The sequence below is a fragment of the Pigmentiphaga sp. H8 genome (genome assembly GCF_003854895.1).
Lineage (GTDB): Bacteria > Pseudomonadota > Gammaproteobacteria > Burkholderiales > Burkholderiaceae_B > Pigmentiphaga.
In genome coordinates this window covers 5,529,167-5,541,387 of the sequence record NZ_CP033966.1, presented here as the reverse complement: position 1 = coordinate 5,541,387, position 12,221 = coordinate 5,529,167, and the positions used below count along the sequence as shown (strand labels likewise).

Sequence of the window (12,221 nt, the reverse complement as noted above, 5' to 3'; positions counted from 1 at the left end):
TTCCTACAGAACGAAATAGCTCTGTTTTCCTTCCACGAACATCGATCGCATAAAGGAATCGACATGGACATCACTCCGGAAGAAATGGAATCGACGCGGATCGCGCGCTGGGGCAAGGTCAAGCCGTACGGCGAAACCTTCATCGAAAGCCGGCTGCCCGGCATGACCAAGCGCCTCTACAAGCTGATCAACCGCGGCGTGCTCGAGAACAAGGGGGTGCAGCCGGCCATCCACGGCAGCCACCGGTTCGGCGTCACGCTGATCGAGGTGCCGGTGGGGCAAGGCGCCAGCCTGCACTCGCACAAGACCGAAGAGGTGTTCTTCCCCCTGAACGGCCGCATGATCGTGTATTGGGGCGACAAAGGCGAACACTCGGTGGAGCTGAACCAGTGGGACTGCATTTCCATGCCGGTGGGCGTGATGCGCGGTTTCCGCAACCCCAATGACCACGATCTGGTGATCTACTCTGTGGTGGGCGGCAACGACGAAGAGGTCGGCCGCATCGCCTGGCATCCCGACGTGCTGAAGGCGGCCGAGGGAACGGGGCTCGAATACGACACCACGGGCTACCTGAAGACGTCGGCCTGACGCGGATCACGCTTCGAGGGCAAGGAGACAGCCATGCAGACCAGAATGCGCAATGAAGACCCGGGGCTTGCCGATCCCGGCCGACGCCGGGCCGTGGGCCTGATCGCGGCGGGCGGGGCGGCGCTGGGCGTGCCGCTGGCGGCCCGCGCGGCCGAGACGGAATGGGCGCCGCGCAGCGCCGTCCGCATCGTCGTGCCGTTCGCGCCGGGGGGGACCTCGGACATCGTCGCGCGCCTGGTGGCCCAGCATCTGTCGCAATCGCTGGGCAAGCCGGTGGTGGTGGACAACCGCTCGGGTGCCAATGGCAACATCGGCATCGCCGCGGTCGCCAATGCCGCGCCCGACGGGCATACGCTGCTGTTCGTGTCCTCGGCCTTCCTGACCAACCCCGCCGTGGCGCCGGACAAGCCACCCTACGATCCGGTGCGGCAGTTCACGCCGGTCTGTCTGGCCGTGACCTCGCCCGACGTGATCGTGGTCAACGCGTCCAGCAGCCTGCGCACCCTGGCCGACCTGATCGAAGCGGCCCGCCGGCAGCCCGGCGCGCTGAACTACTCCAGCCCGGGCAACGGCAACAGCGTGCACCTGGGCGGCGAGCTGCTCTGGCGGCGCGCGGGCGTCACGCTGACGCACGTGCCCTATCGGGGCGCCGCGCCGGCCGTGCAGGCGGCCCTGAGCGGCGAAGTGCAGTGCGCGCTGACCGCGCTGCCGGCCGCGCGCGGCCACCTGGCGGCGGGTACCCTGCGCGCGCTCGCTGTCGGCGGCGAGGCGCGCTGGCCGGACCTGCCCGCCGTGCCCACGGTGGCCGAGTCCGGTTATCCCGGCTATCGCTCCGAGACCATGCAGGCGCTGTTCGCGCCGGCCGGCACGCCTGCCGCCGCGGTGCGCCGGTTCGGCAGCGAAGTGCGCCGCATCCTGGCCCTGCCGGCCGTCCGCAAGCAGGCCGCCGACCAGGGCTTCGAGGTCGTCGCCAGTACGCCCGAGGCCCTGGCCGCCCGCGTGGCCGACGAGGCACCGCGCTGGGCCGAGGTGGCCGCGGCCGCCCATATCCGCGTCGACTGACAGCTTCCACGACGGTCGCCACCGCCGCGGCATGCCGCGGGCGGCCGCCCCCACTCGTTCACAGGTTTCCGCCATGACATCCGATCAGGCTCAGCTTTCCTCGTCCGCGCCAGCCGGCGAGCCCCGGTCCAAGACCATTCCCGCCACTCCGGCCGCGCTGCTGCAGGCCGTGCTGGAAGCCAACGCCGGCACGCGCGATCCGCGCCTGCGCACCGTGCTGGCGTCGCTGATCACGCACCTGCACGCCTTCGCCGCCGACGTGCAGCTGACCTACGGCGAACTGCAGCAGGGCCTGGACTTCGGCGTGCGTGTCGGCCAGGCCACTCACGACAAGCGCCACGAGGGCATCCTGCTGGCCGACATCCTGGGGCTCGCGACCCTGGTCCTGCTGATGGACGCCAAGGCCGTGCTGGCGGCGGGCGGCACCGAGCCGGCCCTGATCGGTCCGTTCTGGCGCGCCAGCCAGCCCGTGCGGCCCAACGGCAGCCGCATCGCCAGCGCGGATACCAGCGGCGTTCCGCTGCACGTGCGGGGCCGGGTCGTGTCGCTGGACGGACGTCCGCTGGCCGGCGCGCGGATCGAGACCTGGCAGGCGGCTCCCAGCGGGCTGTACGAGAACCAGGACCCCGACCAGGAGGACATGAACCTGCGCGCGGTGTTCGAGACCGACGCCGATGGGCACTTCTGGTTCGACAGCGTGAAGCCCTCGGGCTATGGCGTGCCCATAGACGGTCCGTGCGGCGAACTGCTGGCCCTGCAGGGGCGCGGCCACATGCGGCCGGCCCACCTGCATTTCATCGCGGCGGCGCCGGGCCACAAGGTGCTGACCACGCAGATCTTCGACGCCCTGGACCCCTATGCCTACGAGGACGCCGCTTTCGGCGCGGTGGGGTCGCTGCTGAGAGATTTCATGCCCGACGGCGCCGGCGGCTACCGGCTGGACGTGGAACTCAAGCTCGAACCGGGCGAGACGCACATGCCGGTCCCGCCGCTGCGCTAAGGCCCACATCATGGAGAACGCAATCATGCAGATCGAAACCCGAGCCCTGCGCCTGCTGGCGCGCGGCGATACGCCCGAGTCGCTGTCGCTGGACATCGCCCGCGGCGCCCTGTCGGCGCCGCCTCCCGGCCACGCCATCGTGGAAGTCCGGGCGGCGGCCATCAACCCCAGCGACGTGAAGGCGGCCATGGGCATGATGCCCTACGCCGTCTGGCCCCGCACGCCCGGCCGCGACTACGCGGGCAGGGTGGTGGCCGGGCCGGGCGAGTGGCTGGGCGTGGAGGTCTGGGGCACCGGAGGCGACCTGGGCATCACCCGGGACGGCACCCACGCCAGCCACCTGGTGCTGCCGGTGGCGGCGCTGGTGCGCAAGCCCGACGCCATCCCCATGGCCTCGGCGGCCACCGCCGGCGTGCCCTTCGTCACCGCCCACGAGGGATGGCGGTGGGCGGGGCTGCGCGGACCGGGACAGACGGTGCTGGTGCTGGGCGCCCACGGCAAGGTCGGCCAGGCCGCGATACAGCTGGCCTCGCGCCTGGGCGCATCGGTGATAGGCGTGGAACGCCATGCCGGCCGCTACGAAGGCCACGCGTCCGGCCCCGTCGAGCTGCTGGACGGCACCCGGCCCGACCTGGCCGCGCGCATCCTGGCGCTTACCGACGGGCAGGGGGTGGACATCGCCTACAACACCGTCGGGTCGCCGTACTTCGCCGCGACGCTCGAGGCGCTGCGCACAGGCGGCAGCCAGATCCTGATCTCGTCGCCGGAACGCGTGGTGCCCTTCGACATCATGGCTTTCTACCGGCGCAACCTGCAGATGCTGGGCGTGGACAGCCTGAAGCTCGACGCCAGCCGCAGCGCCGGCGTCCTGCGCGAACTGCTGCCGGATTTCGAGTCGGGGGCGCTGCGCGCCTTCCCGGTCGAAGACGCTTGCGTGCTGCCGCTGGAGCGCGCGGTCGAGGCCTATCGCCGGACGCTGGACGGTTCGCCCCAGCGCCTGGTGCTGGCGGCCTGAACCGACGCATGATTTTCAACAGATACGAGAGGAGACAAGACATGAACCCCCAACGCCGAGACTTGTTCAAATGGGCGGCCCTGGCCGGCGCCGCCACCGTGCTGCCGGGCCGCGTGCTGGCCGAGGCCGCCTATCCGGCCCGGCCGGTGCGGCTGGTCATCCCGTTCACCGCCGGTTCCACCACCGACGTCATCGGGCGCCTGCTGTCCGACCGCTTGCAGCAATCGCTGGGCCAGCCCGTCATCGTCGACAACCGGCCCGGGGCGGGCGGCACCATAGGCGCCACGCAGGTGGCCGCGGCGCAGCCCGACGGCTACACCGCGCTCATCCACTCCGCCGGCCACGTGGCCAACGCCGCGCTGTATCCGGGCCTGAAATACGACACCATCAAGGACTTCATCCCGGTGACCATGCTGGCGTCCATGCCCAACGTCATCGTGGTGGCGCCCGACAAGGGCTTCCGGTCGCTGCGCGACCTGGTCGACAAGGCGCGCGCCGCGCCGGGCAAGTTCATGTACGGGTCCTCGGGCAACGGCAGCGCCTCGCACATCGCCGGCGAGAAATTCCGCATCGCCACCGGCATCACCGTCACCCACGTGCCCTACAAGGGCACGCCGCAGGCCCTGACGGACGTCATGAGCGGGCTGCTCGACTGGTTCGTTGCGCCGCTGGCCGTGGCGGTGCCGTTCATCCGCGACAAGCGCCTGGCCCCGCTGGCCATAGGCGCGCCGCGCCGCTCGCCCGTGCTGCCCGACGTGCCCACGACGACCGAGGCCGGTTTCGCCGATGCCGACCACCGCTTCTGGGTGGGGCTGTTCCTGCCCGCGCGCACGCCCGGGCCCGTGGTCGCGCGGCTGCACGACGATACGGTCAGGTCGCTGGGGGCCGACGACGTACGCGGCCGGATCGAGGCCCTGGGCGCCGAGCCCGCTCCCATGGCGCAGGCGCAGTTCGCGGGTTTCGTCCAGGACGAGGCGGTCGCCACCACGCAATTGATCCGGCAGGCCGGCATCAAGGCCGACGCCTGAGTGCCCGCCCGCCGCCGTGGCAGGCCGGCGGCGGGCGTCGCGGCAGTGCCGATCTGGCACAATCTGGATAGGCGTCACCCGGGCAAGGGGCCCGGCAAGGCCGTTCCAGGGCAGTTCCATGATCCGCGAAATACTCAAGATGGGCGACGAACGCCTGCTGCGTGTCGCCCAGCCGGTTCAGGAGACCGGCACTCCGGCGCTCGACGCGCTGATCCAGGACATGTTCGATACGATGGAGGCCGCCGGCGGCGTGGGGCTGGCGGCGCCGCAGATCGGCGTCGACCTGCAGGTGGTGATCTTCGGCTTCGACAGCAGCGAGCGCTATCCCGATGCGCCCGCCGTGCCGCGCACCATCCTCATCAATCCCGTCATCACCCCCCTGTCCGACGAAAGGGAAGAGGGATGGGAGGGCTGTCTTTCGGTGCCGGGGCTGCGCGGCGCGGTGCCGCGCCACGTCGCCATCCGCTATACCGGCGTCGACCCCGCCGGCGTCCCTATCGATCGCGTGGCCGACGGCTTTCACGCACGCGTGGTCCAGCATGAATGCGACCATCTGATCGGACGCCTGTACCCGTCGCGCATCGAGGATTTCTCGAAGTTCGGCTTCACCGAAGTGTTGTTCCCCGGTCTCGACCCGAACCGCGACGACTGATACCGGGAGGTCGCCAACATGGCGGAAAGTCTGCTGTCGATCGGTCTGGAGGTCGCCACCCTTCACGTGCTGGGCGTCATCGCCGCGTGCCATGCGATCATGAACACCCGCACCTCGCAGGGCGCGGTGGCCTGGGCCGTGGCGCTGGTTTCCGTCCCTTACCTGACGCTGATTCCCTATCTGTTCCTGGGCCGCAGCCGCTTCGCCGGCTACGTGGACGAACACCGCTTCAACAGCGCGCGGGCCCGCGCGCGCACCGAGGCCGACGTCAACCAGTCGCAACTGACCGTGGCCGCGCGCCGCGACGCCGCGACGGAGCCGGCGCTGCGGCGCTTCCTGGCGCTGGACCGATTGATGGGGCGCCGCTTCCTGGTCGGCAACCAGGTCGGCCTGCTGGAGAACGGCCAGCAGACCTTCGATGCGATCTTCGAGGCCATCGACCGGGCGCGGCGCTACGTCCTGGTGCAGTTCTTCATCGTGCGCGACGATCCGCTGGGGCGCGAGCTGCACCGGCGCCTGCTTGAACGCGCCGCCGCCGGCGTCAAGGTCCATTTCCTGTACGACGGCATCGGCAGCCACGCGCTGGCGCGCCGCTACGTCGAGTCGCTGCGTGCGGGCGGGGTGCAGATCCACGCGTTCTCGGTGCGCCGTGTCAGCAACCGCTTCCAGCTGAATTTCCGCAACCACCGCAAGATCGTCGTGGTCGACGGGCAGGTGGCCTTCGTCGGCGGCCACAACGTGGGCGAGGACTACCTGGGCGGCAATGCGCGGCTGTCGCCGTGGCGGGACACCCACATCCGCCTGGCCGGACCCATCGTGGCGCAGATCCAGCGCACGTTCAGCGAAGACTGGTACTGGGTCACGCAGACCCTGCCCGAACTGGCCATGCCCGAGGAAGCGCCCGGCGACATGACCTGCCTGACCATCGCCAGCGGTCCGGCCGACCACCAGGAAACCGGCTCGCTGTTCATGGCCCAGGCCATCCAGGCGGCGCGGCGGCGCATCTGGCTGACCTCGCCTTACTTCGTGCCCGATTCGGCCGTGCAGTCGGCGCTGCGGCTGGCGGTGCTGCGCGGCGTGGACGTGCGGGTACTGCTGCCGTGCCGGCCCGATCACTTCATGGTCTATCAGGCGTCGCTGTTCCACACCTACGAGGCGGTGCGCGCCGGTGTGCGGATCTACCGCTACCAGCCGGGGTTCCTGCACCAGAAGGTCATGCTGATCGACGACGACACGGTGGCGGTGGGCAGCGCCAACCTGGACAACCGCTCATTCCGGCTCAACTTCGAACTGAGCGTGCTGACCGTCAGCCCTGCTTTCGCGGCCCAGGCGCAAGCCATGCTGCTGGCCGATTTCGCGCAGGCCAAGGAGGTGGGGCAGGGCGAATGGGATGCCGTGCCCCTGCTGCCGCGCGTCGTCATGCATGTGGCGCGGCTGTTCGCGCCGGTGCTCTGAGGCCGGGGCGCCGCGACTAGCGCTTGTCGAACAGTTCGGCGCAGCGCGAGAAGCTGAACCCGGCGCCCGACGATTCGCGCGTGGTCTGGATGGCGGTGATGCTGCCATTGGCGCTGGCGTTGATCTGCAGTTCGCAGAACAGCTCTTCGGTACGGGCCGGCGAAACCATCACGCGGTCGGTCTTCTTGGAATCCTTGTCGCGCGGCACGTCGCGGTACTGCGCGGCGTACTGGATGCTTTTCTCGCCGCCCCGCCAGTTGTAGACCGAGCTGCCGTCGTTGAGTTTGTACGAGCGCTGCGGCGGACCGTATTGGGAAAAGAATGCGTCGGTGGACTGGCCTATCCAGCGCGCCCGTATGGCCGAATTGGTTTCCTCGGTGGTGGCGCAGCCGGACACCAGGAGCAGGGCGGCCGCCAGGCCGGGCAACAGGACCTTCATGGGATTCTCCAGGACGGGTGGGTGGGGGAGGGGTCTCGTCAGGGGCGGATCAGGATGTTGGGGCCGATCTCGTCTATGGTGCGCGTGCCGGTCAGGGCCATGCTGACGTCCAGTTCGCGCTGGATGATACCAAGCGCGGCATCGACGCCCGGACGCCCCATGGCGCCCAGTCCGTACAGGAAGGCGCGGCCTATCATCGCCCCGCGCGCGCCCAGGGCCAGGGCCTTGAGCACGTCCTGCCCGCTGCGCACGCCGCCGTCGAACAGGACCTCGGTGCGGTCGCCGACCGCCTCGACGATCGCCGGCAGCGCGGCAATGGACGACAGCGCGCCGTCGAGCTGGCGGCCGCCGTGGTTGCTGACCACGATGGCATCCGCGCCGCACGAGGCGGCGATGCGCGCATCCTCGGGGTCCAGGATGCCTTTCATGATGAGCTTGCCGCCCCATTGCTGCTTGATCCACTCCACGTCCTTCCAGGACAGGGTGGGGTCGAACTGGCGGGCGGTCCAGCGGGCCAGGCTGTTGATGCCGTTGGCGTCCTTGACGTGGCCGGCCAGGTTGCCGAAGGTCTTGCGCCGGGCGCCCAGCATGCGCAGCGCCCAGGCGGGCTTGCTGGCCAGGTCCAGCAGGTTGGCCAGCGTGGGGCGCAGCGGCACCGTCATGCCGTTCTTCAGGTCCTTGTGGCGCTGGCCGAGTATCTGCAGGTCCAGGGTCAGCACCAGGGCCGAGCACCGGGCCGCCTTGGCGCGCTGGATCAGGTCGGCGATGAACTCGCGGTCGCGCATCACGTAGAGCTGGAACCAGAAGGGCTGCGTGGTGGCGGCGGCCACGTCCTCGATCGAGCAGATGCTCATCGTGGACAGCGTGAACGGAATGCCGAACTGTTCGGCGGCCTGCGCGCCCAGGATTTCCCCGTCGGCCCATTGCATGCCCGCGAGCCCGGTCGGGGCGATAGCCACCGGCATGCTGACCTCCTGGCCGAGCAGGGTGCTGCGGGTGGAGCGGTTGTCGACGTTGACCGCGACGCGCTGGCGCAGCTTGATGGCAGCCAGGTCGTCGGCATTGGCTCGGTAGGTGCACTCGGTGTAGGAACCGCTATCGGCATAGTCGTAGAAGGCGCGCGGGACGCGCTTTCGGGCGAGCTGACGCAGGTCTTCGATGCAGGTGATGACGGGCATGGGGAAATCCGGGTGTTCGAGAGGCGCGGCGCGCGGCCGCATGGACGCTATTTTGCTACAGATGAGCAAGGCGGCCCATCATGGCGGGCACGAATGCTGCTGCCCGGACGCCATCCAAGCAGGAGCCGACCATGAAAACCCCTCCCGATCCCAATGCCGGCGCGCCGCGCCCGAAACATGTCTCGTCCGAGGACGCGCAGCGTCCGGACATGGATCATCCGCCTGGTCCCGAAGGGGCGACGACGGAATTCGACCAGGGGACGGCACAAGCCAGCACGGAGGCCAGGACCGGGACGCTGCCCGGGTCCGACGATTTCACCCCGGCACAACGCGGCCAGCAGGGGGCCGACGTGGAGGTGCGCAGCGACGGCGCGGCGGGCAACGAGCGGCGCGGCGGGAAAGACGAGGAAGACTGACGAGGCTTCAGGCCAGGTCGGGATCGCGACCCCGACGCGACGGCGGCTTGCCCGGTGCGGACGGGACCTCCCCCGGCATCTTCCGGCCGACGTCGGCGGGTTCCGAGCCGGTCTGCGGCTCGACCGGCTCGCGCGGGCGTCCTTCTCCTTCGGAACCGACGCCGAGCCAGTTGGGATCGGTCGGCCGTTGGCGTATGACAGTGGAGGGCTTGGCGGGCGTGTGGGACGAGCGGTCTTTCATGGGAGGTCTCCTGAAAGCACGTCCCGCAGCAAGCGGCGTGCCGCGCACCGCCGCCGGATCGGCTAGCGGCGGAACAGCCGCAGCACATCGGGCGATGCCGTCTGGCCCGGCGTGGGCGCGACGTTCCGATCCAGCTGTACCTGCTGCGGCAGGTATGGCGCTTCCAGCCGTTCCAGTTCCTGGGCGTCGAGCGCGATGTCCAGCGCCGCCACGGCATCGTCCAGGTGGCCCGCGCGCGTGGCGCCGACGATGGGCGCGGTCACCGCCGGATTGTGCAGCAGCCAGGCCAGCGCGATCTGCGCCGGCTTGACGCCGCGCTCGGCGGCGACCTGGATGACGCGGTCCACCACCTGTTCGTCCTCGGGCCGCGCGAAGTCGCGCACCACGCGCGACCGTTCGGTGTCGTGCCTGCGGCTGCCCGCCAGCAGGCCGCGCGCCAGCGGACTGTAGGGCAGCACCGCCACGTTCTGGTGCAGGCACAGCGGCAAGGTCTCGCGCTCTTCTTCCCGATACAGCAGGTTGTACTTGTTCTGCATGGTCGAGAACCGCGTCAATCCGTCGCGCCCGGCCAGTTGCTGCAAGGTCGCGAACTGCCAGGCGTGCATGCTGCTGGCGCCGATGTAGAGCGCCTTGCCTGCGCGCACCACGTCGTCCAGCGCCAGCATCACTTCCTCCAGCGGCGTGTGGGGATCGAGCCGGTGGATCTGGTAGAGGTCGACGTAGTCCGTGCCCAGGCGCCGCAGGCTGTCGTCGATGGCGTGGCGGATGCGCTTGCGCGACAGGCCGTGGCTGATGCCTTCGCCCTTGGCCAGGCCCACCTTGGTGGCGATGACGACCTGGTCGCGGCCCGTGCCGTAGCGCTTGATGGCGCGGCCCAGGATTTCCTCGCTCAGGCCGCTGGAATAGGACTCGGCGGTGTCGAACAGGTTGAAGCCGTGCTCGAACGCCGCGCGGTAGTGGGGCTGGGCGTCGTCCTCGGACAGGGCCCAGGGCATCCAGTCCCTGGAGCCGTAGCTGGAGGCGCCGAATGCCAGCCGCGATACGCGCAGGCCGGTGGTTCCCAGATCGATGTAGCGCATGAATGATCCCACGGGCGAAGAGTGCCGAAACCGGCAATCTAGCAACCGGGGTGGCGCGGGGGAAATGCGATTTACGGCATTGCATATGCGGACAAATTCCTTCGGCGCCGGCCGGCGGCGGCATAGAGTGGCCCTCCGATGTCCCGCCGCCGTGCCGCCATGTCCAGCCTTCCAACGCATCTTCATGCCGTACCCGCCCCTTCCCTGGCGGCCCGCGAACCCCGGCCGCGCAAACGCGTGCCCGCCGCGCTGCTGATCGTGGCCGGACAGGTCCTGCTGCTGGCCGCCGTCCTGTTCTCCATCCAGTTCCTGGTGGACAGCGGCGCGGTCAAGCCCATCTACCTGGCATCGCCCACGCAGGTCCTGGAAGCCTTTCCCCGCCTGGTGACGCAGGACGGCCTGCTGCGCCACCTGCTGGTGACCTTGTCCGAGGCGCTGCTGGGCGTGGCCATCGCGTTCGTGGCCGGCGTCTCGACCGGGGTGGTGATGGGCCTGCTGCCGGCGGTCCACCGTTTCCTGAATCCGTTCCTGGTCGCGCTGATGGCCGTCCCCAAGGTCGCGATCATTCCGCTGCTTACGCTGTACCTGGGCATCGGCTATGCGCACAAGGTCTTCATCGTTTTCCTGTTCGGCTATTTCATTTTCGTGTTCAACACGATCGCGGGTATCCGCCAGGTGCAGGAGAACCATCTGAAGGTAGCGCAGGTGCTGGGTGCGACGCCCGCGCAGCGCATCTTCAAGGTGGTCCTGCCGTCGGCCATCCCCTCGATCATGGCGGCGGTGCGTGTCGAGGCGGTGATGTGCGTGGTGGCCGCGCTGCTGGCCGAGATCGTCGCGTCCAAGGCCGGCATCGGCAATCTGCTGAACCGGGCCACCGGCGTCTACGACACCGCCGCCGTCTTCGCGCTGGTGGCCACCATCACCGTGTTCGCGCTGCTCATCATCTTCGCGGTCGAGCAACTGGAGAAACGGGTGTTGCTCCGCTGGAAGCATGCGTGATCGCCGCGCAGTCATTTTCCTGTTTCGATTTCCTGTGGATTCCATCATGAACAAGAACCGACGCGACACGCTGTCGCGCCTTGCCGCCCTGGCGGCTCTTTCCGCCTCCGTTCCCGGCCTGTCGTCCGCGCAGGGCGCCGCGACGAAGAAGCTCAAGCTGGTTGCCACCAACAGCTATACCCAGCAGCCCATCGCCTTCGGCGTCCAGAAGGGCTTCTTCCGCGAAGAAGGCCTGGAGGTGGAGTTCGTGGACGTACAGGATGCCGTGACCGGTGTCGCCACCGGCGAGCTGTCGTTCGCGTTCGGGCCGACCAGCGTCTACCTGCGCGCCGCCGCCCTGGGAGCGCCGATCAAGATCGTGTCGTCGGGCTTTCGCAGCAAGGGACCGTACTTCCTGATCGCGCGTCCGGGCATCCAGGACATTGCCGGCCTGAAGGGCAAGACCGTGGGCAACGCCCACGCGGGTTCGAACCTGGATACGGTGCTGCGCACGATACTGGTTCGCAACGGTCTCGATCCGCGCCGCGACGTGACGCTGTTCGGCAATGGCTCGACCCAGCAGGCCTACGGCACGCTGATTTCCGGCCAGGTCGATGCGACCATCATCCACCAGCCCTTCGCGGCGCTGGGCGAACTGGAGAAGACCAGCCGCACGCTGGCCCGGGGCTGGGACTACCTGCCAACCTATCACACCGGCGTGCTGATCGCGGGCGACCGCTTGATCGCGAACGATCCCGACCTGCTGCGCCGCGGACTGCGGGCCTATTTCAAGTCCTACACCTACGCCAAGGCGAACTACCCGGAGTACCTGCCGTGGCTGCAGGCGCGGCTCAAGCTCAATCCGCGCGCCGTCGAACTGGCGCTACGGCAGGAAGACGACGTCTGGGACAACAACCCCGACGTCGATCCGGTCGCCATCCAGGATACGCAGCGCATCGAGATCGAGCAGCAGAACCAGAAGGCGCCATATGACGCGAAGAAGTACATCGACCTGCGCTTCGTTCCCCGGGAATACATCAAGCCGTTCCAGTATCCCGATAAATCGGCGGCCCTGAAAGGCTGATCGCAA

14 protein-coding genes are annotated in these 12,221 nt (G+C 69.1%); 10 read left to right on the top strand and 4 right to left on the bottom strand.

All coding sequences use genetic code 11. The features are described from left to right. Positions 1-63 precede the first annotated feature (63 nt). The 7 genes from EGT29_RS26150 (at position 64) to cls (ending at position 6,800) form a co-directional block, all read left to right on the top strand. Positions 64-588 (top strand): cupin domain-containing protein, encoded by a 525-nt coding sequence (locus tag EGT29_RS26150; RefSeq protein WP_124691741.1) that lies wholly within the window; start codon positions 64-66, stop codon positions 586-588. Between the two features lie 33 nt (positions 589-621). Then, positions 622-1,650, top strand: a complete 1,029-nt coding sequence (locus EGT29_RS26145; protein ID WP_124691740.1) for a tripartite tricarboxylate transporter substrate binding protein — start codon at positions 622-624, stop codon at positions 1,648-1,650. A 73-nt stretch (positions 1,651-1,723) separates the two neighbouring features. Beyond that, positions 1,724-2,650, top strand: a complete 927-nt coding sequence (locus EGT29_RS26140; protein WP_124691739.1) for a dioxygenase — start codon at positions 1,724-1,726, stop codon at positions 2,648-2,650. Between the two features lie 25 nt (positions 2,651-2,675). After that, on the top strand, positions 2,676-3,665 hold the full coding sequence (locus EGT29_RS26135) for a zinc-binding alcohol dehydrogenase family protein (protein WP_124691738.1): 990 nt from the start codon (positions 2,676-2,678) through the stop codon (positions 3,663-3,665). 41 nt (positions 3,666-3,706) lie between these two features. Beyond that, complete coding sequence (locus EGT29_RS26130) at positions 3,707-4,693, top strand: tripartite tricarboxylate transporter substrate binding protein (protein WP_124691737.1); 987 nt, start codon at positions 3,707-3,709, stop codon at positions 4,691-4,693. A gap of 118 nt (positions 4,694-4,811) precedes the next feature. Next, on the top strand, positions 4,812-5,345 hold the full coding sequence (gene def / locus EGT29_RS26125) for a peptide deformylase (RefSeq protein ID WP_124691736.1): 534 nt from the start codon (positions 4,812-4,814) through the stop codon (positions 5,343-5,345). Between the two features lie 18 nt (positions 5,346-5,363). Further along, the gene (cls, locus tag EGT29_RS26120; RefSeq protein WP_124691735.1) at positions 5,364-6,800 is read left to right on the top strand and encodes a cardiolipin synthase; all 1,437 of its coding nucleotides are present in this window, start codon (positions 5,364-5,366) and stop codon (positions 6,798-6,800) included. 16 nt (positions 6,801-6,816) lie between these two features. Here cls and EGT29_RS26115 read toward each other — a convergent pair whose 3' ends face one another. After that, positions 6,817-7,239: a hypothetical protein gene (locus EGT29_RS26115; protein ID WP_124691734.1), complete on the bottom strand. Its 423-nt coding sequence runs from the start codon at positions 7,237-7,239 to the stop codon at positions 6,817-6,819. A gap of 38 nt (positions 7,240-7,277) precedes the next feature. Then, positions 7,278-8,417 carry an alpha-hydroxy acid oxidase gene (locus tag EGT29_RS26110; protein ID WP_124691733.1) on the bottom strand — a complete coding sequence of 380 codons (1,140 nt, stop codon included), beginning with the start codon at positions 8,415-8,417 and terminating at the stop codon, positions 7,278-7,280. A gap of 131 nt (positions 8,418-8,548) precedes the next feature. Here EGT29_RS26110 and EGT29_RS26105 point away from each other — a divergent pair, with 131 nt between their 5' ends. Beyond that, the gene (locus tag EGT29_RS26105; protein ID WP_124691732.1) at positions 8,549-8,833 is read left to right on the top strand and encodes a hypothetical protein; all 285 of its coding nucleotides are present in this window, start codon (positions 8,549-8,551) and stop codon (positions 8,831-8,833) included. A gap of 7 nt (positions 8,834-8,840) precedes the next feature. Here the strand turns inward: EGT29_RS26105 and EGT29_RS26100 are convergent, their stop codons facing one another. Together EGT29_RS26100 and EGT29_RS26095 are read right to left on the bottom strand one after the other, a co-directional pair. Beyond that, the gene (locus tag EGT29_RS26100) at positions 8,841-9,074 is read right to left on the bottom strand and encodes a hypothetical protein (RefSeq protein ID WP_124691731.1); all 234 of its coding nucleotides are present in this window, start codon (positions 9,072-9,074) and stop codon (positions 8,841-8,843) included. Between the two features lie 62 nt (positions 9,075-9,136). Next, positions 9,137-10,153: an aldo/keto reductase gene (locus tag EGT29_RS26095; RefSeq protein WP_124691730.1), complete on the bottom strand. Its 1,017-nt coding sequence runs from the start codon at positions 10,151-10,153 to the stop codon at positions 9,137-9,139. A gap of 159 nt (positions 10,154-10,312) precedes the next feature. On the opposite strand from EGT29_RS26095, the gene EGT29_RS26090 reads away from it, so the two are divergent. Both EGT29_RS26090 and EGT29_RS26085 read left to right on the top strand, forming a co-directional pair. Next, entirely contained in the window at positions 10,313-11,152 is an 840-nt protein-coding gene (locus EGT29_RS26090; RefSeq protein ID WP_202865572.1) for an ABC transporter permease, read from the top strand. A 46-nt stretch (positions 11,153-11,198) separates the two neighbouring features. Then, positions 11,199-12,215 (top strand): ABC transporter substrate-binding protein, encoded by a 1,017-nt coding sequence (locus EGT29_RS26085; RefSeq protein ID WP_161567985.1) that lies wholly within the window; start codon positions 11,199-11,201, stop codon positions 12,213-12,215. Positions 12,216-12,221: the final 6 nt, after the last annotated feature.

Excerpts from the sequence above, each read along its gene's own strand:
- EGT29_RS26150 (WP_124691741.1), top strand. The coding sequence starts at position 64 with ATGGACATCACTCCGGAAGAAATGGAATCGACGCGGATCGCGCGCTGG.
- EGT29_RS26145 (WP_124691740.1), top strand. The coding sequence starts at position 622 with ATGCAGACCAGAATGCGCAATGAAGACCCGGGGCTTGCCGATCCCGGC.
- EGT29_RS26140 (WP_124691739.1), top strand. The coding sequence starts at position 1,724 with ATGACATCCGATCAGGCTCAGCTTTCCTCGTCCGCGCCAGCCGGCGAG.
- EGT29_RS26135 (WP_124691738.1), top strand. The coding sequence starts at position 2,676 with ATGCAGATCGAAACCCGAGCCCTGCGCCTGCTGGCGCGCGGCGATACG.
- EGT29_RS26130 (WP_124691737.1), top strand. The coding sequence starts at position 3,707 with ATGAACCCCCAACGCCGAGACTTGTTCAAATGGGCGGCCCTGGCCGGC.
- def (WP_124691736.1), top strand. The coding sequence starts at position 4,812 with ATGATCCGCGAAATACTCAAGATGGGCGACGAACGCCTGCTGCGTGTC.
- cls (WP_124691735.1), top strand. The coding sequence starts at position 5,364 with ATGGCGGAAAGTCTGCTGTCGATCGGTCTGGAGGTCGCCACCCTTCAC.
- EGT29_RS26115 (WP_124691734.1), bottom strand. The coding sequence starts at position 7,239 with ATGAAGGTCCTGTTGCCCGGCCTGGCGGCCGCCCTGCTCCTGGTGTCC.
- EGT29_RS26110 (WP_124691733.1), bottom strand. The coding sequence starts at position 8,417 with ATGCCCGTCATCACCTGCATCGAAGACCTGCGTCAGCTCGCCCGAAAG.
- EGT29_RS26105 (WP_124691732.1), top strand. The coding sequence starts at position 8,549 with ATGAAAACCCCTCCCGATCCCAATGCCGGCGCGCCGCGCCCGAAACAT.
- EGT29_RS26100 (WP_124691731.1), bottom strand. The coding sequence starts at position 9,074 with ATGAAAGACCGCTCGTCCCACACGCCCGCCAAGCCCTCCACTGTCATA.
- EGT29_RS26095 (WP_124691730.1), bottom strand. The coding sequence starts at position 10,153 with ATGCGCTACATCGATCTGGGAACCACCGGCCTGCGCGTATCGCGGCTG.
- EGT29_RS26090 (WP_202865572.1), top strand. The coding sequence starts at position 10,313 with ATGTCCAGCCTTCCAACGCATCTTCATGCCGTACCCGCCCCTTCCCTG.
- EGT29_RS26085 (WP_161567985.1), top strand. The coding sequence starts at position 11,199 with ATGAACAAGAACCGACGCGACACGCTGTCGCGCCTTGCCGCCCTGGCG.